At 71.5% G+C, this 22,342-nt stretch carries 21 protein-coding genes; 18 read left to right on the top strand and 3 right to left on the bottom strand.

The window, feature by feature from the left end; translation table 11 throughout:
* Positions 1–20: 20 nt before the first annotated feature.
* Positions 21–905, top strand: a complete 885-nt coding sequence (locus IEY93_RS09595) for a DUF11 domain-containing protein (RefSeq protein ID WP_189162643.1) — start codon at positions 21–23, stop codon at positions 903–905.
* On the opposite strand, the gene galE is transcribed toward IEY93_RS09595, so the two are convergent.
* Entirely contained in the window at positions 824–1,786 is a 963-nt protein-coding gene (gene galE, locus IEY93_RS09590) for a UDP-glucose 4-epimerase GalE (protein ID WP_189162642.1), read from the bottom strand. The two genes, IEY93_RS09595 and galE, sit on opposite strands and share 82 nt — an antisense overlap.
* Positions 1,787–1,931: 145 nt before the next feature.
* Between galE and IEY93_RS09585 the strand changes: the two genes are divergently transcribed.
* The 3 genes from IEY93_RS09585 to IEY93_RS09575 all read left to right on the top strand — a co-directional run bounded on the left by IEY93_RS09585 (position 1,932) and on the right by IEY93_RS09575 (position 5,417).
* Positions 1,932–3,260: a hemolysin family protein gene (locus IEY93_RS09585; RefSeq protein ID WP_189162641.1), complete on the top strand. Its 1,329-nt coding sequence runs from the start codon at positions 1,932–1,934 to the stop codon at positions 3,258–3,260.
* A 75-nt stretch (positions 3,261–3,335) separates the two neighbouring features.
* Positions 3,336–4,340, top strand: coding sequence for a tryptophan--tRNA ligase (trpS, locus tag IEY93_RS09580; RefSeq protein ID WP_189162640.1), 1,005 nt, complete (start codon positions 3,336–3,338; stop codon positions 4,338–4,340).
* A gap of 135 nt (positions 4,341–4,475) precedes the next feature.
* Positions 4,476–5,417: a YihY/virulence factor BrkB family protein gene (locus tag IEY93_RS09575; RefSeq protein WP_189162639.1), complete on the top strand. Its 942-nt coding sequence runs from the start codon at positions 4,476–4,478 to the stop codon at positions 5,415–5,417.
* Positions 5,418–5,424: 7 nt separating this feature from the next.
* Here IEY93_RS09575 and IEY93_RS09570 read toward each other — a convergent pair whose 3' ends face one another.
* Complete coding sequence (locus IEY93_RS09570; RefSeq protein ID WP_229691009.1) at positions 5,425–6,564, bottom strand: D-alanyl-D-alanine carboxypeptidase family protein; 1,140 nt, start codon at positions 6,562–6,564, stop codon at positions 5,425–5,427.
* Between the two features lie 103 nt (positions 6,565–6,667).
* Here IEY93_RS09570 and IEY93_RS09565 point away from each other — a divergent pair, with 103 nt between their 5' ends.
* The 9 genes from IEY93_RS09565 to IEY93_RS09525 all read left to right on the top strand — a co-directional run bounded on the left by IEY93_RS09565 (position 6,668) and on the right by IEY93_RS09525 (position 16,857).
* Complete coding sequence (locus IEY93_RS09565; protein WP_189162637.1) at positions 6,668–6,874, top strand: SCO4848 family membrane protein; 207 nt, start codon at positions 6,668–6,670, stop codon at positions 6,872–6,874.
* Positions 6,875–7,101: 227 nt separating this feature from the next.
* Positions 7,102–8,283, top strand: a complete 1,182-nt coding sequence (locus tag IEY93_RS09560) for a glutamate--cysteine ligase (RefSeq protein WP_189162636.1) — start codon at positions 7,102–7,104, stop codon at positions 8,281–8,283.
* Positions 8,270–9,511, top strand: a complete 1,242-nt coding sequence (locus tag IEY93_RS09555) for an amidohydrolase (RefSeq protein WP_189162635.1) — start codon at positions 8,270–8,272, stop codon at positions 9,509–9,511. Before IEY93_RS09560 ends, IEY93_RS09555 begins: the two co-directional genes overlap by 14 nt.
* 235 nt (positions 9,512–9,746) lie before the next feature.
* Positions 9,747–10,826, top strand: coding sequence for a BMP family lipoprotein (locus IEY93_RS09550; protein WP_203968544.1), 1,080 nt, complete (start codon positions 9,747–9,749; stop codon positions 10,824–10,826).
* Between the two features lie 229 nt (positions 10,827–11,055).
* Complete coding sequence (locus tag IEY93_RS09545; protein ID WP_189162634.1) at positions 11,056–12,657, top strand: ABC transporter ATP-binding protein; 1,602 nt, start codon at positions 11,056–11,058, stop codon at positions 12,655–12,657.
* Positions 12,654–13,790, top strand: coding sequence for an ABC transporter permease (locus IEY93_RS09540; RefSeq protein WP_189162633.1), 1,137 nt, complete (start codon positions 12,654–12,656; stop codon positions 13,788–13,790). The genes IEY93_RS09545 and IEY93_RS09540 overlap by 4 nt, the downstream gene beginning before the upstream one ends.
* Before the next feature lie 40 nt (positions 13,791–13,830).
* The gene (locus IEY93_RS09535) at positions 13,831–15,099 is read left to right on the top strand and encodes an ABC transporter permease (RefSeq protein WP_189162632.1); all 1,269 of its coding nucleotides are present in this window, start codon (positions 13,831–13,833) and stop codon (positions 15,097–15,099) included.
* 55 nt (positions 15,100–15,154) lie between these two features.
* Positions 15,155–15,574 carry a cytidine deaminase gene (locus IEY93_RS09530; protein ID WP_189162631.1) on the top strand — a complete coding sequence of 140 codons (420 nt, stop codon included), beginning with the start codon at positions 15,155–15,157 and terminating at the stop codon, positions 15,572–15,574.
* 5 nt (positions 15,575–15,579) lie between these two features.
* Entirely contained in the window at positions 15,580–16,857 is a 1,278-nt protein-coding gene (locus IEY93_RS09525; protein WP_189162630.1) for a thymidine phosphorylase, read from the top strand.
* 169 nt (positions 16,858–17,026) lie between these two features.
* Here IEY93_RS09525 and IEY93_RS09520 read toward each other — a convergent pair whose 3' ends face one another.
* Positions 17,027–17,428 (bottom strand): MarR family winged helix-turn-helix transcriptional regulator, encoded by a 402-nt coding sequence (locus IEY93_RS09520; RefSeq protein ID WP_189162629.1) that lies wholly within the window; start codon positions 17,426–17,428, stop codon positions 17,027–17,029.
* Between the two features lie 86 nt (positions 17,429–17,514).
* On the opposite strand from IEY93_RS09520, the gene IEY93_RS09515 reads away from it, so the two are divergent.
* The 5 genes from IEY93_RS09515 to IEY93_RS09495 all read left to right on the top strand — a co-directional run bounded on the left by IEY93_RS09515 (position 17,515) and on the right by IEY93_RS09495 (position 22,272).
* Positions 17,515–18,960, top strand: coding sequence for an MFS transporter (locus IEY93_RS09515; protein ID WP_229691008.1), 1,446 nt, complete (start codon positions 17,515–17,517; stop codon positions 18,958–18,960).
* Between the two features lie 176 nt (positions 18,961–19,136).
* The gene (locus IEY93_RS09510; protein ID WP_189162627.1) at positions 19,137–19,829 is read left to right on the top strand and encodes an AMIN-like domain-containing (lipo)protein; all 693 of its coding nucleotides are present in this window, start codon (positions 19,137–19,139) and stop codon (positions 19,827–19,829) included.
* Between the two features lie 277 nt (positions 19,830–20,106).
* Complete coding sequence (locus IEY93_RS09505; protein WP_189162626.1) at positions 20,107–20,460, top strand: cupin domain-containing protein; 354 nt, start codon at positions 20,107–20,109, stop codon at positions 20,458–20,460.
* Positions 20,461–20,497: 37 nt separating this feature from the next.
* A complete protein-coding gene (locus tag IEY93_RS09500) occupies positions 20,498–21,577 on the top strand; it encodes an adenosine deaminase (protein ID WP_189162625.1) in 1,080 nt (359 codons plus the stop codon).
* A 65-nt stretch (positions 21,578–21,642) separates the two neighbouring features.
* Positions 21,643–22,272, top strand: a complete 630-nt coding sequence (locus IEY93_RS09495) for a PH domain-containing protein (protein WP_189162624.1) — start codon at positions 21,643–21,645, stop codon at positions 22,270–22,272.
* Positions 22,273–22,342 lie beyond the last annotated feature (70 nt).

The raw sequence follows: 22,342 nt of genomic DNA, 5'->3' as shown, positions 1-22,342 counted from the left end.
CACTTGGGGGTCGTACGTCAATGGGTCTGTTCACCGCCGGGATCGCCGCCGGACTGGTCCTCTTCGTCGCCGCCGCCGCTCCCACGGTCGTCCACGCGTCCACCGGGCCCCGGCCCGGCAGGTGGGGCGGGGCGGACCTGTCGGTGCGCGTCACGGCCACGCCGCGGGTCGCCCAGCCCCGCCACTGGCTGTCGTACGTGGTGAAGGTGCGCAACGCCGGGCCGGGCCAGGCGGTGCTGCCGGTGCTCACCGTACGCGTGCCGGACGCCGTCCGGATCGCCGCCGTCAACGTCGCCTCCTGCCGTCCGGGGACGTCCAGGAACGAGGTGGTGTGCTCCTCGGCCGTCGACATCCCGGCCGGGGACTCCGGAGCGGTCACCATCGTCGGGCGGGTCAAGGGGGACGCCCGCGGCCCGCTGCGCGCCGTCGCCGGCCTGACCTCCGAGGTGGTCGACGGCAACGAGGGCGACAACCGCGCCGAACTGGTCACGCCGGTCGATCGGGGCGCGACCCCCGCGCGCCGGCGACCGGCGGCCCGCGACCAACCGGCCCGGCACACGGGTCTCACCGCCGCGCGGCTGACCGGCCTGCGCCCACCCGGCGCTCGGACCCGCTGCCCGCGCGGAACGGCGTCCAAGACGGCCAAGACGGCCAAGACTGCCGGGGCGTCCCGCCGGCGGACGCAGGGCCGGGCGGCAGGGGCGTCCCATCCGGGTACGGCGGCCCCGGTGGCCGCGGGGCAGCGCGGCACGGCGGTGCCGGTGGCCCGGGACCGGCAGGGAAAGCGGGCGGCCCGGGGGCGGCGCGGGACGGTGGTGCGAGGTCAGCGGGGGATGGCGGCCCAGGCGTCGGCGACGATGCGGCGCAGGTCGGCGTGCTCGGCCTTCCACCCCAGCTCGCGTTGAATGCGCTCGGAGGAGGCCACCAGCACCGCCGGGTCGCCCGGGCGGCGCTCGCCGACCACGGCCGGGATGGGGTGGCCGGTCACCTCGCGGCACACCGAGATGACCTCCTGCACCGAGAAACCGGTGCCGCTGCCCAGGTTGTAGATCTTGTGCTCGCCCGGCCGGCACGCGTCCAGCGCCAGCAGGTGGGCCCGCGCGAGATCGTCGATGTGGATGTAGTCGCGCACGCAGGTGCCGTCGGGGGTGGGGTAGTCGGTGCCGAACACGCTCACCGCCTCGCGTCGGCCGAGGGCGACGGCCAGGACGTTCGGGATGAGGTGGGTCTCCACCGCGTGGCGCTCGGCGTACACCCGGCCGTCGGCGCCGGTGTAGGCCCCGGCGACGTTGAAATAGCGCAGGCTGACCGCGCCGAGCCCATGCAGGCCGGCGAAGGCGGTGAGCGCGGTGTCCACGGCCAGCTTGGAGGCGCCGTAGGGGTTGGTGGGCCGCGTCGGGTCGGTCTCGGTGATCGGGGTGCGCTCGGGCTCGCCGTAGGTCGCGGCGGTGGAGGAGAAGACCACGCGCCGTACGCCGTGCGCCCGCATGGCCTCCAGCAGGGCGAGCGTGCCGCCGAGGTTGTTGGACCAGTACAGCGAGGGCTTCTCCACCGACTCGCCCACCAGCGAGCGGGCCGCGAAGTGCAGCACGCCATCGAAGGACGGGTCGAGCACGCCGCCCGCCTCGGTGATGCCGGCCCGGACGAAGGCGGCGCCCGCGGGCACCGCGTCGGCGTGCCCGGTGGACAGGTCGTCCAGCACGGTGACCTCGTGGCCCGCCTCCACGAGCTGAGCCGCCACGGCGCTCCCGATGTATCCGGCGCCTCCGGTAACCAGCAGCTTCACTAGCCAGCCTCCGTTCGATCGTGTGCGATCGTGTTTGATTTTGTAGGTCTATCGCCTAGCTTACCCGGCTCCGGCGTCCGGGTGGAAAAGCGGCAACGGGTACGCTGACCAGATCATCGTGTGAGCCTCACGAACGGACATCGGCGTGCAGAACGTCGTGGCGGACATCGCCCTGGTCCTGCTGTTCATCCTGGCCGGCGGGTTCTTCGCGGCGGCCGAGATCGCGCTGGTCTCCCTGCGAGAGAGCCAGATCCGCCGGTTGGCCGACGAGGGCGGGCGAGGCGCGCGGGTGGCCAGGCTGGCCCGCGATCCCAACCGCTTCCTGTCGGCCGTGCAGATCGGGGTGACCGTGGCCACCATGCTGTCGGCCGCGGTCGGCGCCGACACCCTGGCCGGCCAGCTCGAACCGTACGTCGCCCGCTCCGGGGCCCCGGACGCGGTCGTGCGGCCGGTGTCGCTGGTGGCGGTCACCCTCGCGATCTCCTACACCAGCCTCGTGCTCGGCGAGCTGGCCCCCAAGCGGCTGGCCCTGCAGCGGGCCGAGGGACTGTCGCTGGCCGTCGCCCCGTTCCTCGACCGGCTGGCCATGCTCTCGCGGCCGGTGATCTGGCTGCTGTCGAAGTCCACCGACGGGGTGGTGCGGCTGCTCGGCGGCAACCCGCAGGCCGACCGGGCCGAGATGACCACCGAGGAACTGCGGGACATGGTCGTCGCCCACCAGGAGCTCACCCAGGACGAGCGCGACCTGATCGACGAGGTCTTCACCGCCGGCAAGCGCCATCTGCGCGAGGTGATGCTGCCGCGCACCGAGGTGGAGTTCATGGCGCTGGACACCCCGCTCGCCGAGGCGGCTATCCTGGCCGCCGCGATGCCGCACTCCCGGTTCCCGGTGTACCGCGACTCCTATGACGACATCGTGGGATTCGTCCATGTGCGCGATCTGCTCGACCCGGTGCTCACCGGCCGCATCGAACCCATCGGCGAGCTGGTGCCGATCAGGCCGGTCAAGCTGCTCCCGGGCAGCAAGCGGGTGCTGCCCACGCTCAGCGAGATGCGCCACGACGGCCAGCACCTGGCCATCGTCGTCGACGAGTACGGCGGCACGGCCGGCATCGTCACCATGGAGGACCTGGTCGAGCAGCTCACCGGCGACATCCGCGACGAGTACGACGCCGACGGCGAGCAGGTGCGCCTGGTCGCGGGCGAGATGGAGATCGACGGGCTGGTCAACCTGGAGGACTTCGCCGCCGAGACCGGCATCCGGCTCGACCAGGGCCCGTACGAGACCCTCGGCGGGTACGTCATGGCCGCGCTCGGCCACCTGCCGGAGACCGGCGAGCGGGTGGACCGGCCCGCCTGCACGCTGATCGTCACCGAGATGGACGGCCGCCGGGTGGCCCGGGTGCGCGTCGTCCCCAAGGTCGTCCCGGCCGCCCCCGGCGAAGCCGAACCGCCCACCCCCGCCACCGCCTGACCGCGCCTCCGGGGACCTCTCCCACGGCGCGCGCGGGTCGCGGGCGGGTCCGCACTCCTGACACAATTGGGAGCTATGGCCAGACCTCGCGTGCTCTCCGGCATCCAGCCCACCGCCGAGTCCTTCCATCTCGGCAACTTCCTCGGCGCCGTCCGCCAGTGGGTGGACATGCAGGAGACGCATGACGCGTTCTACTTCATCGCCGACCTGCACGCCATCACGGTGAACCCCTCGGCCGCCGAGCTGCGCCGCCGCACGCGCGTCTCGGCCGCGCAGCTCTTCGGCGCGGGCATCGACCCCGAGCGCAGCACGCTGTTCGTGCAGAGCCAGGTGCGCGAGCACGCCGAGCTGGCCTGGATCCTCATGTGCAACACCGGCATGGGCGAGGCCGCGCGCATGACGCAGTTCAAGGACAAGTCCGCCAAGTACGGCGAGAGCTCGGCCGGGGTGGGCCTGTTCACCTACCCGATCCTGCAGGCGGCCGACATCCTGATGTACCAGGCCGACTTCGTGCCGGTCGGCGGCGACCAGAAGCAGCACCTGGAGCTCACCCGCGACCTGGCGCAGCGCTTCAACAGCAGGTACGGCCAGACGTTCACCGTCCCGGCGCCCTACATTCTCAAAGAGGTCGAGAAGATCGCCGACCTGCAGGACCCTCTGGCGAAGATGTCCAAGTCGTCCTCCAGCCCGCAGGGCCTGCTGGAGGTCCTGGAGGAGCCCGGCCCGCTGCGCAAGAAGATCATGCGCGCGGTCACCGACACCGGCTCCGAGGTCGTCGCCGACCCCGAGAACAAGCCCGGGGTGACCAACCTGCTGCGCATCCAGTCGGTGCTCACCGGCACGCCGATCCCCGAGCTGGAGGCACGGTACGCCGGCCTCGGCTACGGCGCGTTCAAGAAGGACGTCGCCGAGGTCGTCGTGGACGCCTTCGCGCCGATCCGCGAGCGCACCGAGAAGCTCCTGTCCGACGAGGCCGAGCTCGACCGCATGCTCGCCGTCGGCGCCGAGCGGGCCTCGGCCGTGGCCCGCGAGACCATGGAGCAGGTCCGCGAGCGCGTCGGCTTCCTGCCCAGGCGCTGACCCGCCGCGAAGGCCGCCCGGCCGGCGCCGGGATGTGTCCGGGCTGGCCGCGCCCGCGTGGCGGCCGCGGCGAGCCCGGTTCGAGCGCGGGCCGCGATGATCGCATATGGTACGCCCACGGGGTAGGTGACCTGCATGGGCGACGCGTGGGCCTCGGTCGTGCGGACGATCGAGGCCGGCAAACAGTGGAGCAGGCGCCGCATCGAGCGGTCGCGGGTGCGCTGGCTCTGGCTGGACCACCTGATCCGCACCTTTCACCGTTACCAGAGCCAGCGCGGCGACCGGCTGGCCGGCGCGGTCACCTACTTCGCGTTCCTGTCGTTCTTCCCCCTGCTCGCGCTGGCGTTCTCCCTGTTCGGCTACGTCCTCAGCGTGCGGCCCGACGCGCTCGCCACGTTCGTGCGCGCCGTCGACCAGCAGCTTCCCGGCCTGGCCGGCCGGCTGCGCATCCAGGATCTCGCCGCGGCGCGCACGAGCGCGGGCCTCATCGGCCTGCTCGGCCTGCTGTACGCCGGGCTCGGCGTCGTGGACGCCCTGCGCGGCGCGCTGCAGGAGATGTGCGTGAGCTGCGAGCCGCCGGTGAACTGGTTCGTCGGCAAACTGCGCGACCTGGTGGCCCTGCTGCTGATCGGCCTCACCTTGGTGGTCTCGGTGGTGGTCGGCGGGTTCGCCGTGCAGGCCACCGGCACCATCGCGGGCTGGCTCGGGTTCGGCGAGTCGGTGGTGGCCACCGCGCTGGTGCGGACGGCGGGCGTGCTGATCAGCGTCCTGGCCGACATGCTGGTCTTCCTGGTCATCCTCGGCTGGATGGCCCGGGTGGGCCAGCCGGTGCTGATCACGCTCAAGGGCGCGCTGCTCGGCGCGGCGGGGTTCGGCGTGCTCAAGCAGGCCGCGACGCTGCTGCTCGGGCACACCTTGGGCAATCCGATCTACGGGGCGTTCGCCGTGATCGTCGGCCTGCTCGTGTGGCTCAACCTGTCCACCCGCTGGGCGTTGTACGTCGCCGCCTGGACCGCCACCTCCGGGGGAGCCCCGCCGCCGGAGCCGACGCCCGCCCCGGCCAGCGAGTACCGCTGAGCGGCGGCTACGGCGACGGCGGGAGCGGCCGACCGCGGCGGCGGGAGCGGCGGCGCACGCCGTAGGCGATCCACAGGCCGCCGCCGAGCAGGCCGGCGGCCGCGACCAGGGCGCCGGTGCCGAGCAGTGGGGAGTTCTGGCCGGAGGCGGCCGGCGCGGGCGTCGCGGCCCGTGCGACGGGCGGCGCGCCGGGCGGGCCGCCGACCGGCTTGGTGGGCCTGGCCTCGGGCACCGGCTGGACGAGCGAACCGACGGCGGCCACGTGCCCCCGGGAGGCGAACCCCCAGTCCAGGAGCTGCTTGACCTCCTCCCAGAACGATCCCTCGTGCCGCATGATCGAGACGATGATCGTGTGGCCGCCGCGCTTGGCGGCGCCGACGAAGCTGCCGAGCGCCTTGGTCGTCCAGCCGTTCTTGACGCCGATCATGCCGGGGTAGCGGCCGAGGAGCCGGTTGTGGTTGGCCATCTCGTAGTGCTTGCCGCCGGGGGCGGGGAAGTTCGCCACCTTGGTGCCGACGTACTCGCGGAAGTCGGCGTTGGCCAGCCCGGCGCGGGCGATGAGCGCGAGGTCGTAGGCCGAGCTGCTCTGCCCCGGCTTGTCCAGGCCGTTCGGCGTCTTGGCGACGGTGTCCAGTGCCTGCAGCCGCCTGGCCTCGGCGTTCATGTCGGCCAGGGTGCGGGCGAGGCCTCCGTTGGCCTCGGCGAGCGCCACGGCGGCGTCGTTGCCGGACACCATCATCAGCGCGCGGAGCAGGTCGTGCACCCGGTAGATCCGGTGCTGGGTCAGCCCGACGGCGCTGCCCTCGACGTTGCACGCCTCCGCGCTCGGCTTGATGATCTTTGCCTTGTCCAGCTTGGGGATGAGCGTGACGGCCGTGAGGATCTTCAGGGTGCTGGCGGGCAGAAAGCGCCCGTGGGCGTCCTTGGCGGCCAGCACCTCGCCGGTGTCGGCGTCGGCGACGACGAAGGCCGACGCCTCGGTCTTGGGCAGGGCCTTGGCCGCCGGGTCGACCACCACGCCGCGCCGGCCGAGCAGCGCGCCGCCGACGGGCGCGGTGTCGTCGGACGCGGAGCGCGCCGGAGCGGGGCCGACGAGCGTGAGCCCGCCGGCCAGCGCGAGCGCGCTGACGGCTGATACGAACTTCATCCCCATAGGGAACTCAGAGTAGCTTTGTCGGATTTCCAGTGGGGCAAGACACTACAAAGATCACGAAGACGGTCGGTCATCATCCGGAGGTACAGTGGACTCGGTGAAGACGACTCGACGTGTGGCCGGCTTTCTGCTGGTCGTGGCCGCGTTCATGGTCTTTGAGTGGATCATGCTGGGGTTCAACCTCGCCGATGGGCACCCGAAGGCCTTCTACGTGGTGCACGGCATCCTGATCGCCGTCAATCTGCTGTTGGCCCTGGTGATCGGGCTCATCGCCTGGCGCTTCCTGCGCACGGCCGACCGGTAGCCGCCTCCGGTCCGTGTGGTGCCCGCATACAAGGGCCCCTTCAGGGGCAGAGATGGTGAACGACCGTTTTGCGGTTGACCATGGATAGGTGGGGTAGCTCCTCCGGTTTCGTGGGGACAACGCGGTATTCGCGGTAAGCCGGAGCGTACTGGGGTGACTCAGGGTTGGCCGATCACGCCGGGTGGCGGAGACTCGGCCTTGGGACCGTTGCTCATGGAGGCGTTGCTGTGCCTATCGCGTTCAACCCCTCGCGTGGCCCTTCTCTGGGCGTCGAATGGGAGCTCCAGCTCGTCGACAAGCGCACGCGCCGGCTCCGCCAGGACGCGCGCATGGTGCTGGAGGCCATCCCCGATCTCAGCGAGACCCCCCGGCCGAAGGTCATGCACGAGTTGATGCAGTCGCAACTCGAGATAATCACCGACGTGTGCCACACGGTCGGCGAGGCACTGCACGACCTGCGCACAACGATCGATCGCCTCCGTGAGGTCGTCGACCCGCAGGGAATGGCCCTGGCCTGCACGGGTACGCACGCGATCAGCGACTGGCGCGACGCCGTCTACGCCCCCGTCCAGCGCTACACCGAGCTGGTCGAAGAGATGCAGTGGCTGGCATGGAGGATCCAAACATTTGGCGTACATGTCCACGTGGGGGTGCGGGATCGGGATAAAGTCATCCCCATCGTCAACGCACTTGCGGCCTACCTGCCGCATTTCCTGGCGCTGACGGCCTCCAGCCCATACTGGGGCGGCCAAGACACCGGGCTCGCCTCCAGCAGGGCCATTGTCTTCGGTGCGCTGCCGACCGCGGGACCACCGCAGATGCTGGCCGACTGGGCCGAGTTCGAAGAATACATGGACACCCTGAAGCGCGCGGGGACCATCAAGAGCATCAAAGAGGTGTGGTGGGACATCCGGCCACACCCCGACTTCGGCACGATTGAGATTCGCATGTTCGACGGGATACCCACCCTCCGCGAGGTCGGGATGGTGACGGCGCTGTCGCAGTGTCTGGTCCAGCAGTTCGACCAGCAGCTCGACCGCGGCTACCGCCTTCCGCACCCCGCCCCCTGGGTCGTGCGCGACAACAAGTGGCGGGCCACCCGCTACGGGCTGGACGCGTTCGTCATCACCGACGACCACGGATCCACCGCGCCGATGCGCGACATGCTGTACGAGCTGGCGCGTGAGCTGGCGCCGGTCGCCGAGCGACTCGGCTGCGCCGACGAGCTCGCCACCATCACCGACGTGGTGGAGCAGGGCAACTCCTGCGAACGCCAGCGCACCATCCTGAACGCGGGCGGAACCCTCGACGACGTCGTCGACGCGACGATCGCAGAACTCGCCGAGGACCGCTTCGTCACCACCAACCTGAGGACGTCGAACGGGGCGATAGGCCATGCCGGCAAGTGATCTACGGGGCGAGCTCGACGCGTTCCTGCGCGCTCACAACGAGTCCCTGATCGGGTTCCGGCGTGACCTGCACGCCCACCCCGAGCTCGGATTCGTCGAGCACCGCACGACCGAGCGCATCGCCGCGCGCCTGGCCGCCGCCGGGCTCGTCCCGACCCCACTGCCGCGCGGCACCGGCCTCATCTGCGACATCGGCAGCGGCGACGGCCCCACCGTCGCGCTGCGGGCCGACATCGACGCGCTGCCGCTCCCCGACGAGAAGGACGTGTCCTACCGCTCGACCGTCCCGGGCGTCTGCCACGCCTGCGGCCACGACGTGCACACCTCGATCGTGCTCGGCACCGGGCTGTTCCTGGCCGGGCAGGCGGCCGCCGGGCTGCTGCCCGGGCGGGTCCGCCTGATCTTCCAGCCCGCCGAGGAGGTCATGCCCGGCGGCGCGCTGAAGGTCCTTGAGGCCGGTGGCATCAGCGGTGTGGACCGCATCTTCGGCCTGCACTGCGACCCGCGCGTGGAGGTCGGCAAGCTCGGCCTGCGGGTCGGCCCGATCACCGGCGCGTGCGACAAGGTCAGCGTCCGGGTCGCCGGCCCCGGCGGCCACACCGCACGCCCCCACCTGACCGCCGACCTGGTCTTCGCGCTCGCCAAGATCGTCACCGAGCTGCCGGCCGCGCTGAGTCGCCGCGTCGACCCCCGCTCGTCGCTGTCGCTGGTGTGGGGCCGGGTCCAGGCGGGCTCGGTCGCCAACGCCATCCCCGACGACGGCGTGGCCGAGGGCACCATCCGCTGCCTGGACGAGCAGGCCTGGCACGAGGCCCCCGACCTGTTCAAGTCACTGCTGGACTCGGTCGCCATCGCCTACGGCGTCGAGGCCGAGATGAACTACATCCGCGGCGTCCCGCCCACCATCAACGAGGCCGACAGCGTGCGGATGCTGCGCGATTCCGCCCACCGCGTGCTGGGCGAGGAGTCCACCGTGCCCACGCCGCAGTCCCTCGGCGGCGAGGACTTCGGCTGGTACCTGGAGTCGGTCGCCGGCGCCTACGCCCGGCTCGGCGTGCGCACCCCGGGGGACACCCGGCAGATCGACATCCACCAGGGCACCTTCGACGTGGACGAGAGGTGCATCGGCATCGGCGTGCGCATCCTGGCCGCCACGGCCCTCACCGCGCTGTGGGAGGGTGCCACCGGCTCCGCCGAGCGGCCCGACGCCCAGCCGGTGACCGCCTAGCCCTCCACGCCCCGGCGGCGGGCCGTGCGGGGCGTCCGAAAGGGGCTCTCCGGGGCGCTGTTTCACGGTTTCGCAGGTCACAGGCCGGACTGAGCTGCATAACGGACCTATTTCGGAGCCAGGCGCTGGTTTGGCCATCACCGGTCAAACAACTATCTTCCGTGCAGGGTTGCCGTGCGGTCTTTCTTCGCGCGTGCACACAGGTTGGACGGCGAAGATCACGGAAGGAGTCATCTTGCTCCGCAATCACGCAGGCAAGTTGGCCGCCACGACCGCGGTGAGCGCCATGCTCATGGCCGTCGCGGCATGCGGCGGCGACAGCGGTTCCGGCGGCACCGACACCGCCTCCCAGGGGGCCACCGCGGCCTCCTCGGCGCCGGCGGCGGCGGACGCCGCCAAGGTCGGCCTCGCGTACGACATCGGCGGCCGGGGCGACCAGTCGTTCAACGACGCCGCCGCGGCGGGCCTGGAGAAGGCCAAGGCCGAGCTGAAGCTGGGCGAGACCAAGGAGCTCGAGGCCGGGGCCGGCGAGACCGGCGCCCAGAAGGAGGAGCGCCTCCGCCTCCTCGCGCAGAGCGGCTACAACCCGGTCATCGCGGTCGGCTTCGCCTACTCCGAGGCGATCAAGAAGGTCGCGGCCGAGTTCCCCGAGGTCAAGTTCGCCATCATCGACGACGCGGCGCAGGGCCCGAACATCTCCAACCTGGTCTTCGCCGAGAACGAGGGCTCCTTCCTGGTCGGCGCCGCCGCGGCGCTGAAGACCAAGAAGGACCACATCGGCTTCGTCGGCGGCGTCCAGGTGCCGCTGATCAAGAAGTTCGAGGCCGGGTACGTCCGCGGCGCCCAGTCCGTGAAGCCGGACATCAAGGTCGACGTGAAGTACCTCACCCAGCCGCCGGACTTCGCCGGGTTCAACGACCCGGCCAAGGGCAAGACCGCCGCGCAGGGCATGTACGACGCCGGCGCCGACATCGTCTACCAGGCGGCGGGCGGCTCGGGTGGCGGCGTCTTCGAGGCCGCCAAGGACGCCAAGGCCTGGGCCATCGGCGTCGACTCCGACCAGGCCCTCACCGCCGACGCGAGCGTGCGCAGCGTCATCCTGACCTCCATGCTCAAGAAGGTCGATGTCGCGGTCTTCGACTTCCTGAAGAGCTACGTGGACGGCACGGTCAAGGCCGGCCCGACGACCTACGACCTCAAGGCCGGCGGCGTCGACTTCTCCACCACCGGCGGCCAGGTCGACGACATCAAGAACAAGCTGGACGAGTACAAGCAGAAGATCATCGACGGCGAGATCAAGGTCCCGTCCGAGTGACCTGCTGAAATCCGCGAGGGGCCCGGCGGCCAGAGCACCGGGCCCCTTCGGCTACTGTCGGTTCACGCTCCGCCGGGGCGGCGGCCATCCCCGGACGCCGATCCGCCCGGGGGGCCCGCCGCCGCGTCCGGCACGGGCCCGCGTGGTCCGAGCGCCCACCCGTCCCGCCGGCGAGAGGCCGGCCGCCGCGCCCCAGCGGACAGGCCGCCCCGCCACCGAGGCCGTCCGCATGGAGGAGGCCGCCATCAGCACTTCGACTTCTTCGGCCACCACGACCGAGCCCGCCGTCGAGCTAGAGGGCATCACCAAGAGATTCCCCGGCGTCGTCGCCAACCGTGACATCCGCCTGACCGTGCGCCGCGGACACGTGCACGCGATCGTCGGAGAGAACGGCGCGGGCAAGTCCACGCTCATGAAGATCCTGTACGGCATGCAACGGCCGGACGAAGGCGTGATCCGCGTCAACGGCGCGCCGGTCTCCTTCCGTACCCCGGGCGACGCCATCGCGGCCGGCATCGGCATGGTGCACCAGCACTTCATGCTCGCCGACAACCTCACCGTCCTGGAGAACATCATCCTGGGCAGCGAGCCGCGCAAGGGCGGTGTCGGCATCGACTTCGCCGCGGCCCGCCGCAAGATCAAGGAGATCTCCGACGCCTACGGTCTCGGCGTCCAGCCCGACAGCCTGGTCGAGGACCTCGGCGTCGGCGCCCGCCAGCGGGTGGAGATCCTCAAGGTGCTCTACCGCGGCGCGCGCATCCTCATCCTGGACGAGCCGACCGCCGTGCTGGTGCCGCAGGAGGTCGACGAGCTGTTCGACAACCTGCGCGGCCTGGTCCGCGAGGGCCTGACCATCATCTTCATCTCCCACAAGCTCGACGAGGTGCTGCGGGTCGCCGACGCCATCACGGTCATCCGGCGCGGCACCACCGTGGCCGAGGTCGACCCCAAGGACGTCACGGCCCGGCGGCTCGCCGAGCTGATGGTGGGCAGCGAGCTGCCGAGCCCCGAGACCCGCGAGTCCACGGTCACCGACCAGGTCGCGCTGGCCGTACGCGGCCTCACCGTCCGCGACGGCGACGGACGCGCGGTCGTGGCGGACGTCTCGTTCGACATCCACAAGGGCGAGGTGCTCGGCATCGCCGGTGTCGAGGGCAACGGGCAGGCCGAGCTGGTCGAGGCCATCATGGGCATGCGCTCCGCCGCGGGCACGATCGTCCTCGACGGTGCCGACATCTCCGCCTGGAGCACGCTGCGGCGCCGCGAAGGCGGCATCGGCTACATCCCCGAGGACCGCCACCGGCACGGACTGCTGCTCCAGGCGCCCCTCTGGGAGAACCGCATCCTCGGCCACCAGACCAGGAAGCCCAACGTCAGGGGCCCGTGGATCGACCGGGCCGGCGCCCGCGCCGACACCGAGCGCATCGTCAGGGACTACGACGTCCGCACTCCCGGCATCGACGTGGACGCCCTGGCGCTGTCCGGCGGAAACCAGCAGAAACTGATCGTCGGCCGGGAGATGAGCGGCGCCCCGGTCGTGCTCATCGCCTCCCACCCCACCCGCGGCGTGGACGTCGGCGCCCAGGCCGCCATCTGGGACCACCTGCGCGCCGCCCGCGCCCAGGGCCTGGCCGTCCTGCTGATCTCGGCGGACCTGGACGAGCTGATCGGCCTGTCGGACTCGCTGAAGGTCATCCTGCGCGGCCGCGTCGTCGCCGACGTGGACCCCGCCTCGGTGACGCCCGAGCAGCTCGGCTCCGCGATGACCGGCGCCGCCACGTCCCCAGAGCGAGCCGGCTCGGCCGCGGCCGAGGCCGGGGAGGAAGCATGAGTTCGTCCTTCACCGACCGGCTGCTCGGCAGGGTCAGGCTCAGCGGCCTGCTCGCGCTCGCCGCTCCTATCCTCGCCATCGTCTTCGCCGGCGTGGTCACCTCGATCATCCTGCTGCTGAACGGCAACGACCCGCTGGCGACCTTCGGGCTGCTGCTGGACTTCAGCACCAAGCCGCGGGTGCAGGTGATCATCCTCAACAGCGCCACCACGTACTACATCTCCGCGCTCGCCGTCGCGATCGGGTTCCGGATGAACCTGTTCAACATCGGCGTGGACGGCCAGTACCGCCTCGCCGCGCTGATCGCCGCCGCGGTCGGCGGCGCGATCACCCTGCCCGGCCCGCTGCACGTCGGCGTCACCATGCTGGTCGCCGTGCTGATCGGCGGCCTGTGGGCGTCGATCGCCGCGGTGCTGAAGACCGCGCGCGGGGTCAGCGAGGTCATCTCGACGATCATGCTGAACGCGATCGCCACCGGCCTCGGCGCCTGGCTGCTCACCCCCGGCCGGCTGGCGATCCTGAACGGCAACAACGTCGGCACCAAGCCCATCGGCCCGTCCGGGCAGTTCCCCGGCATCGCGCTCATCCCCGGCACCCCGGTCAAGGTCTTCGGCATGATCATCGTGGCGGCGCTGCTCGGTGTGGCGTACTCCGTCGTGCTCAACCGGACCCGCTTCGGCTTCGACCTGCGGGCCACCGGCCGGTCGGAGTCCGCGGCCGTCGCGAGCGGCGTGAACGTCAAGAAGATGGTGCTCTACACGATGATCCTGTCCGGCGCGGTCGCCGGCCTGGTCGGCATGCCGCAGCTCCTCGGCGCGTCCTACTCCTACAGCCTGGACTTCCCGGCCGGGCTGGGCTTCACCGGCATCGCGATCGCCCTCATGGGACGCAACAACCCGATCGGCATCGCCCTGGGCGCCCTGCTGTGGAGTTTCCTGGACAACTCCAACGACATCCTCGACTTCAACGGCATCCCGAAGGAGATCGTGGTCATCATGCAGGGCACCATCGTGCTCTCGGTCATCGTCGCCTACGAGCTGGTCCACCGCTACCGCGCCGTCGCCGAGCAGCGCCGGGTCAGCCGGCAGCTCTCCGCGGGGGCCGGCACCCCCGCCCAGGAGGTGGCGGCATGACGATCACGCACGTCTCCGCTCCGGCCAGAAGGGATGCGCGATGACCGTCACCGACCTCTCGGCCAAGGCGGCGCCCGCACCTTCGGCCCGCCGCTTCCGGCTGAGCTGGCAGATCGCGCTGCTCGGCGTCCTCGCCCTGCTGGTCATGATGTCGCTGGCCCGGGTGGTGACCGGAGCCAACGACATCACCTCCGGCGGCACCGTCGGCGCGGCCATCGGCCTCGCGGTGCCCATCGGCCTGGCCGCGCTCGGCGGCCTGTGGTCCGAACGGTCCGGCGTGGTCAACATCGGCCTCGAAGGCATGATGATCATGGGCACCTGGTGCGGCGCCTGGGGTGGCCTGACCTTCGGCAGCCCCTGGGCCGGAGTGATCGCCGGAGCCGTCGGCGGCGCGCTCGGCGGACTGCTGCACGCCATCGCCACCGTGACCTTCGGCGTCGACCACATCATCTCCGGCGTCGCCATCACCCTGCTCGGCCAAGGCGTCACGCAGTACCTGTCCAAGCTGGTGTTCGTCGGGATGAAGGGCGGCGGCGAGACCCAGTCGCCGCGCATCCCGCCCATCGAGTCGGTCAGCGTCCCCGGCATCGGCGCGCCGCTGCGCGACCTGGCCGGCACGCACATGTTCCTGCTGTCGGACCTGGCCGGCGTGCTGTACGGCATCACGCAGAACGTCTCGCTGTTCACCATCGTGGCCATCCTGCTGGTGCCGCTCAGCTTCTACCTGCTCTGGCGGACGGCCTTCGGCCTGCGGCTGCGTTCGTGCGGCGAGAGCCCGGTGGCCGCCGAGTCGCTCGGCGTCAACGTGTACCTCTACAAGTACGTCGCCGTGGTGATCTCCGGTGCGCTCGCCGGGCTCGGCGGGGCGTTCCTGTCGATCGTCGCCGCCGGCATCTACCGCGAGGGCCAGACCGGCGGGCGCGGCTTCATCGGCCTGGCCGCCATGATCTTCGGGAACTGGCGGCCCGGCGGCCTGGCCGGCGGCGCCCTGCTGTTCGGCTACACCGACGCCCTGCAACTGCGCCAGGGCGGCACCTCGGTGCACGCGCTGCTGCTGGTCGTCGCCCTGCTGCTCGCGGCATTCTGCGTCTACCAGCTCGTCCGGCAGCGCCGCACCCGCGCGGCGCTGATCACCGGGATCTTCGCGATCCTGGTGTTCGCGGTGTTCACCACCACCGACACCGTGCCCGAGCAGTTCACCTCCTTCACGCCGCACCTCACCACGCTGCTGGTGCTGTCGCTCGCCTCCCAGAGGCTGCGCATGCCGGCGGCCGACGGCCTGCCCTACCGCAAGGGCCAGGCCACGTGAGGCGGCGGCGTCACCACCTGCGACATCATCGGCACCATCACGGGGGAAGCAGCAAGTGAGCGAGACCGGAACCACCGGCGAGCACATCGACTGGGACGCGCTGCGCGAGGCCGCGACCGAGGCGATGGCCAGCGCCTACGCGCCCTACTCGAAGTTCCCCGTGGGCGCCGCCGCCCTCGTGGACGACGGCCGGGTCATCACCGGCTGCAACGTCGAGAACGCCTCCTACGGCCTGTCGCTGTGCGCCGAGTGCGGCCTGGTCTCGGCGCTGCACGCCTCCGGCGGCGGGCGGCTGGTGGCCTTCACCTGCGTGGACGGCCACGGTGAGCTGCTCATGCCCTGCGGGCGGTGCCGGCAGCTCCTGTTCGAGCACGGCGGCCCCGAGCTGCTGGTCGAGACGCCGGACGGGCCGTGGCGGATGGCCGAGGTGCTGCCGCACGCCTTCGGCCCGGACGACCTGTCGCGGGGGGCCTGACCGCGATGGACGCGATCGAGGTCATCGTCGCCAAGCGCGAGCGCCGCGAGCTGTCCGACCCGCAGATCGACTGGGTGATCGACGCCTACACGCGCGGCGAGGTCGCCGACGAGCAGATGTCCGCCCTGGCCATGGCGATCCTGCTGAACGGGATGAACCGCCGCGAGATCGGGCGGTGGACCGAGGCCATGATCCGGTCCGGCACCCGCATGGACTGGTCGGTGCTCGACCGGCCCACCACCGACAAGCACTCCACCGGCGGCGTCGGCGACAAGATCACACTGCCGCTCGCGCCGCTGGTGGCCGCCTGCGGCGCGTACGTGCCGCAGCTCTCCGGACGCGGGCTCGGGCACACCGGCGGCACCCTGGACAAACTGGAGTCGATCCCCGGCTGGCGGGCCTCGCTGTCGGCCGAGGAGATGCTCGCCGTGCTGCGCGACGCCGGCGCGGTGATCTGCGCGGCCGGCGACGGGCTCGCACCGGCCGACAAGAAGCTGTACGCGCTTCGCGACGTCACCGGCACGGTCGAGTCCATCCCGCTGATCGCGTCGTCGATCATGTCCAAGAAGATCGCCGAGGGCACCGGCGCGCTCGTGCTCGACGTCAAGGTCGGCTCCGGCGCGTTCATGAAGGACGTCGACACCGCGCGTGAGCTGGCGCGCACCATGGTCGACCTCGGCGCCGACCACGGGGTGGCCACCGTGGCGCTGCTGACCGCCATGGACCGCCCGCTCGGCCGCGCCGTGGGCAACGCCCTGGAGGTCGAGGAGGCCGTCGAGGTCCTGGCCGGTGGCGGCCCGTCCGACGTGGTGGAACTCACCGTGCTGCTCGCCCGCGAGATGCTCGCCGCGGCCGGAGTGAGCGGCAAGGACCCGGCGGACGCGCTGAAGGACGGCTCGGCCATGGACGCCTGGCGGCGGATGATCGGCGCCCAGGGCGGCGACCCCGACGCCGCGCTGCCCAGGGCCGCCGAGACGACGGTGGTCACCGCGCCGTCCTCGGGCGTGCTGGCCAGGCTGGACGCCTACGGAGTCGGGCTGGCCGCCTGGCGGCTCGGCGCCGGCCGGGCCCGCAAAGAGGACGCCGTGTCGTTCGGCGCGGGCATCACCCTGCACGCCCGTCCCGGCGACGCGGTGCGCGAGGGGCAGTCGCTGATGACCCTGCACGCCGACGACGCCACGCGCTTCGACCGCGCCCTCGCCGCCCTGGACGGCGCGTACGCGATCGGCGACGCCGCCGACCCGGCCCTGCTCCCCCTGGTGATCGACCGCATCACCCCCTGACGCCTCCCGCCTCACCCGCTCCCGCGACGTGCCCATCTGGAGCGGGTGAGGCGTTTCCGGTGCCGTTCTTCACCCTTTGTGTGGGACGGAGGCAGCACCGCACGCCCGCTCGGCCATCCCGCTTTTCTTGGAATGACCGGCGCACACCGGCCGGGCGTTCGGGGGCTGGTCAGTGGGGGAGGGCGCTGAGGCCTTGGGGGAGGCGGTCGTTCAGGATGGCGCGGTGGGTGGGCAGGGCCTGCTCGTGGCGCTCGGCCCCCGCCTCGGTGATGCGGACGAAGACGCCCCGCCGGTCGTGCTGACAGGCGTCGCGGGACACCAGACCGGCCTTCTCCAGGCGGGAGATCAGCCGCGATAGCGCGCTCTGGCTCAGGCTGACGGCGTCGGCGAGCTCCTGGACGCGCGCCTTGCCATGCTCGGACTCGGCCAGCCGGTCGAGCACCTCGAAATCGCTCACGCCCAGCCCGTGCTTGTCGCCGAGCTCGCGTTCGAGCGCGCACCACGTCGTGGCATGGCAGGCCAGCAGGCCGCGCCATGAGCTCACGACATCGACTCCGACGCCGTCGTCCATGACCGGACTATAGCATGCAAGGTCAATAAATGCACGCGCATTAAATGCTTGTGCATTGAATGCATGTGCATGTACTGTCCTGTCCCATGTCTCCCACCCCGCAAGACCAGCGTTGGGACGGGCGTCTCTGGGGAGCGCTCGTCGTGCTCAGCGCCGTCATCTTCCTCGACGCACTCGACGTCTCGATGGTCGGAGTGGCGCTGCCGTCCATCCAGGCCGACCTCGGCCTGTCCACCGCGACGCTGCAGTGGGTCGTCAGCGGATACGTCCTCGGCTACGGCGGGCTGCTCCTGCTCGGCGGACGCACCGCCGACCTGCTCGGCCGCCGCCGGGTCTTCCTCATCGCGCTCGCCGTCTTCGCCGTGGCCTCCCTGCTCGGCGGCATCGTGAACGACGGCACGCTGCTGATCGTCGCCCGCTTCGTCAAGGGCATCAGCGCCGCCTTCACCGCGCCCGCCGCCCTGTCCATCATCACCACCACCTTCGCCGAAGGCCCCGCCCGCAACCGGGCGCTCAGCATCTTCACCGCCAGCGGCGCCAGCGGCTTCTCGCTGGGCCTGGTGCTGTCCGGATTCCTCACCGAGCTCGGCTGGCGCTGGACGTTCCTCATGCCGGTGCCGGTCGCGCTCATCGCGCTCGCCGCGGGCCTGCGGATGCTGCCGCGCCCCAAGCGCGAAGAGCGGGCCGAGGGCGGCCACGACCTGCTCGGCGCCGCCACCATCACCTTCTCGATGCTGCTGCTGGTGTTCGCCGTCGTCCAGGCCCCCGAAGCCGGATGGGGCTCCGCACGGACCCTGGGCAGCCTCGCCGGCGCCATCGCACTGCTCGCGGTGTTCGTCATCACCGAGCTGCGAGTCGAGCACCCGCTCGTCCGGCTGGCCATCCTGCGCTCCGGGCCGCTGGTGCGCGCCAACCTGGGCCTGGTGATCCTGTTCGGCTCCTACGTGAGCTTCCAGTTCGTCGCCATGCAGTACTTCCAGAACCTGCTGGGCTGGTCGGCCCTGCACACCGCCCTGGCCTTCCTGCCCGCGGGCCTGCTGGTCGCGCTCACCTCCACCAAGATGGGCGACTTCGCCGACCGGTTCGGCACCGGCCGGCTGATCGCCATCGGATCCGTCGCCCTGGTCGGCGGGTACGGCGTCTTCCTCGGCGCGGGGGAGCACCCCAGCCTGGCCACGATGGTCATCCCGGGCATGGTGCTGCTCGGCGTGGCGTTCGCGCTGATGTTCCCCGCGCTGAACATCCAGGCCACCGCCGGAGTGGCCGACGACGAGCAGGGCCTGGCCTCCGGCCTGCTCAACACCTCCGGCCAGGTCGGCGGCGCGCTCACCCTCGCCGTCGTGACCGCCGTGGCGACCGCCCACGGGGGCGCGGTCACCATGCCGGCCATCCGGTCCTCCTTCGCGGTCTGCGCCGCCATCGCCCTGATCGGGCTCGGCATCGCGCTGACCGGCGTCCTCCTGGCCCGCGGCAACGCCAAGAAGGCCACCGCCGAAGCCGACCCCCAGCCCCAGCTCGTGGAGACCGCCTGACCAAGGCGCAGATGCAGCCCTCGGTGCCCTGGGCGCCGGGGGCCGCACCGTGCCGGGGCTCCGGCGTCGCATTCTCGGACGTATGGGGCACATTTTCGAGTCACGGAGTTTCTCCGCGAACCTGTGAGGCATTCTCGGGGTCAGAGGAGTAGAGCCGGTCAGTGGAGGTGCCCAGCATGAAGAGGATCACCATCGCCACGGCCGCGCTCGTGTCCCTCGCCCTGGCCGGCTCCGCCTGTGGCGCCGGGCCCGGCACGGACACCACGGCCACGGCAACGCCCGCCGCACCGTCGCCCACCGCCACGGTCGCCGGCTCCGCGAGCCCGCGGAGCCCGGGTCCGTCCGGCTCTCCCGCGCCGACGGAGACGTCCCCGGCCACGCCGACGCCCGGAGCGACACCGGGCAGGACGACCACCGCCGCCCCCGGCGAGACGTCCCCGCCCACCGGCACCGACCGGGTCTCGGTGACCCGCGCCCCCGAGCACCCGCCGATCGTGCAGGGGGCGCGCTTCGCCCGGCACGACGGGTTCGACCGGGTGGTCATCGACCTGCAGGGCGCGAGGACCGGCTACACCGTCGACTGGGTGCGCAAGCTGTACGAGGACGGCTCGGGCAAGCCGGTGGACGTCAACGGCGGGGCGTACCTCCAGGTGACGCTCAAGCCCGCCAACGCCCACACCGAAGACGGCGAGATCACCTTCGGGCGCAAGCCCGTTCTGCGGCCCGGCCTGCCCAACCTCGCGACCGTCGTGCGCACCGGCGACTTCGAGGGCGTCGTGACGATCGCGCTGGTGCTGCGCCACCGCGCCGGGTTCCGGGTCTCCGAGCAGTCCGACCCCACCCGCCTGATCGTCGACATCGCCCACTGACGCCCGCCCGGCCCGCCCCCAGCGCCGCCGGATCTCCCGCCCTTCCGCGCGTTCCTGCCCCTTCTCCGCCCTTCCCTGACCTCGCGCATCCTTGTCCCCGCGCTTCCCCTTCCACGTGCCTGCTCGTTCCCACGCCGTGTGATCGGCCAGGAATCTCCTGATCCCGCGCTGATCTGTCCCTGCGCCCAGGGGCCACCGAGACGAATCCGCTATACCGCGCGCGCGTGGGGCGGCCCGGCCGGTGTGGTGCGCATGCCCGGCTTCTAGACTGGCCGGCGTGGTACGCAAACTCGCGGGCGCGACCCGCATTCCGGTGCCGGGTGGCAAGGTCATCGACGAGTACGTCGGACGGGTCAACAGCGGTGACGAGCAGGTGTCCGTCGCCCATATGGTCGCCCCGCCGGGCTGGGAGGAGCCTGCCCAGACCCCCGAGTTCACCGAGCACACCGTCGTGCTGCGCGGCACTGTCGTGGTCGAGCACGACGAGGGCGTCACCGAGGTGCGGGCCGGTGAGGCGATCACCACCTTCCCCGGCGAGAAGATCCGCTACACCGTGGGACCGGAGGGCGCGGAGTACATCGCCGTCTGCCTGCCCGGGTTCTCTCCCGACACCGTCAACCGGGACGAATGAGCGAGGATCCGGCCGCATCGATCCCTAGGATGTCGAGATGACTCAGCAGCCCACACACGACGCCATCCGCAGGGCCCCGAAGGTTCTCCTGCACGACCACCTCGACGGCGGTCTGCGACCGCAGACGATCATCGACCTGGCCCGCGAGACCGGCTACGACCGGCTGCCCAGCACCGACGCCGTCAACCTGCGCCAGTGGTTCCGCGAGGCGGCCGACTCCGGGTCGCTGGAGCGCTACCTGGAGACCTTCGCCCACACCGTCGGCGTCATGCAGACCCGCGAGTCCCTGGTGCGGGTCGCCGCCGAGTGCGCCGAGGACCTCGCCGCCGACGGAGTCGTGTACGCCGAGGTCCGGTTCGCGCCGGAGCAGCACACCTCCACCGGCCTGTCGCTGGACGAGGTCGTCGAGGCGGTGCTGGAGGGCTTCCGGCTCGGCTCCGAGGGGCGCGGCATCCAGGTCGGCACGCTGCTGACCGCGATGCGCCACCAGGCCCGCTCCATGGAGATCGCCGAGCTGGCCGTGCGCTACCGCGACGTGGGCGTGGCCGGCTTCGACATCGCCGGCGCCGAGGCGGGGTACCCTCCCACCCGCCACCTGGACGCCTTCGAGTACCTCCAGCGGGAGAACGCCCACTTCACCATCCACGCCGGCGAGGCGTTCGGGCTGCCGTCCATCTGGCAGGCCATCCAGTGGTGCGGGGCCGACCGGCTCGGGCACGGGGTGCGCATCATCGACGACATCCAGGTCGCCGAGGACGGCACGGCGAAGCTCGGCCGGCTCGCCGCGTACGTGCGCGACAAGCGCATCCCGCTGGAGATGTGCCCGACCTCCAACCTCCAGACCGGCGCCGCCGCCTCGCTCGCCGACCACCCCATCGGGCTGCTGCGCCGCCTGTACTTCCGGGTGACCGTCAACACCGACAACAGGTTGATGAGTGACACCAGTGTGTCTCAGGAATTCGCCAACCTCGTCGAAACCTTCGGCTACGGGTGGGACGATCTGCAGTGGTTCACGGTCAACGCCATGAAGTCGGCGTTCATCCCGTTCGACGAGCGGCTCGCGCTGATCAACGGAGTGATCAAGCCCGGCTTCGCGCAGCTCAAGTGGCAGGCGTGAGCAGTGCGCGGTAGGCGTTAGCGTGGTGACCGCCTGCTGAACGGAGAGGTAACGGTGAGCGAGCGGTGAAGCCACAGATCTTCCGGTCCAAGATCGCCTGGGTGCTCGGCTGGGTGTGGATGGTGTTCGCCGGGCTGAACGCCGTCGATCTGATCCTGCACGGCCGCATCCCGTCCGCGCTGGTCGCCGGCGCGGTGCTCGCCGTTCTGACCGCCGCCGTCTTCGTCGGCTGCCTGCGTCCCGGCATCCTCGCCCGCGAGGACGGCATCCTCGTCCGCAACCCGCTGCGCAACCACTTCGTGCCGTGGAAGGCCATCGACGGCGTCCACGTCTCCCACGCGATCATCATCGAGTCCGGCGACGACAGTGTCCGCTGCTGGACACCCCAGGCGACGGCCCGCGAACGGGCCAGGGCCGCGCGGCGCGGCACCGCCGCCGCCGGCGTGCCCGCGCGGGCCGGCCGCTACACCCCGTCCAGCCAGCCCCAGCTCTCCAAGGCCGAGCAGTCGGCGGCGGAGGCCATGGCCGGCCGCACCCACGCCGACTGGGTCGCCCAGCAGCTCACCGAGCTCGCGGAGAAGAGGTCGCGCGGGCAGGGCGAGCGGACCCCGATGACCGTCACCTGGTCCCCGTCCGCCCTCGGCGCCCTGGCCGCCGCCCTCGTCCTGGTCATCGCCGCCCTCATCGTCTCCTAATGGGAGTTACCGGGTTGCCTGATTGGGCAGACTCGGTGCCTGGTAGCCGTCGGTGAGTGAGCACTCTCGC

The organism is Sphaerisporangium melleum, assembly GCF_014646695.1.
Lineage (GTDB): Bacteria > Actinomycetota > Actinomycetes > Streptosporangiales > Streptosporangiaceae > Sphaerisporangium > Sphaerisporangium melleum.
The sequence above is the reverse complement of the archived record's forward strand: the minus strand, read 5'-3'. Positions and strand labels throughout refer to the sequence as shown.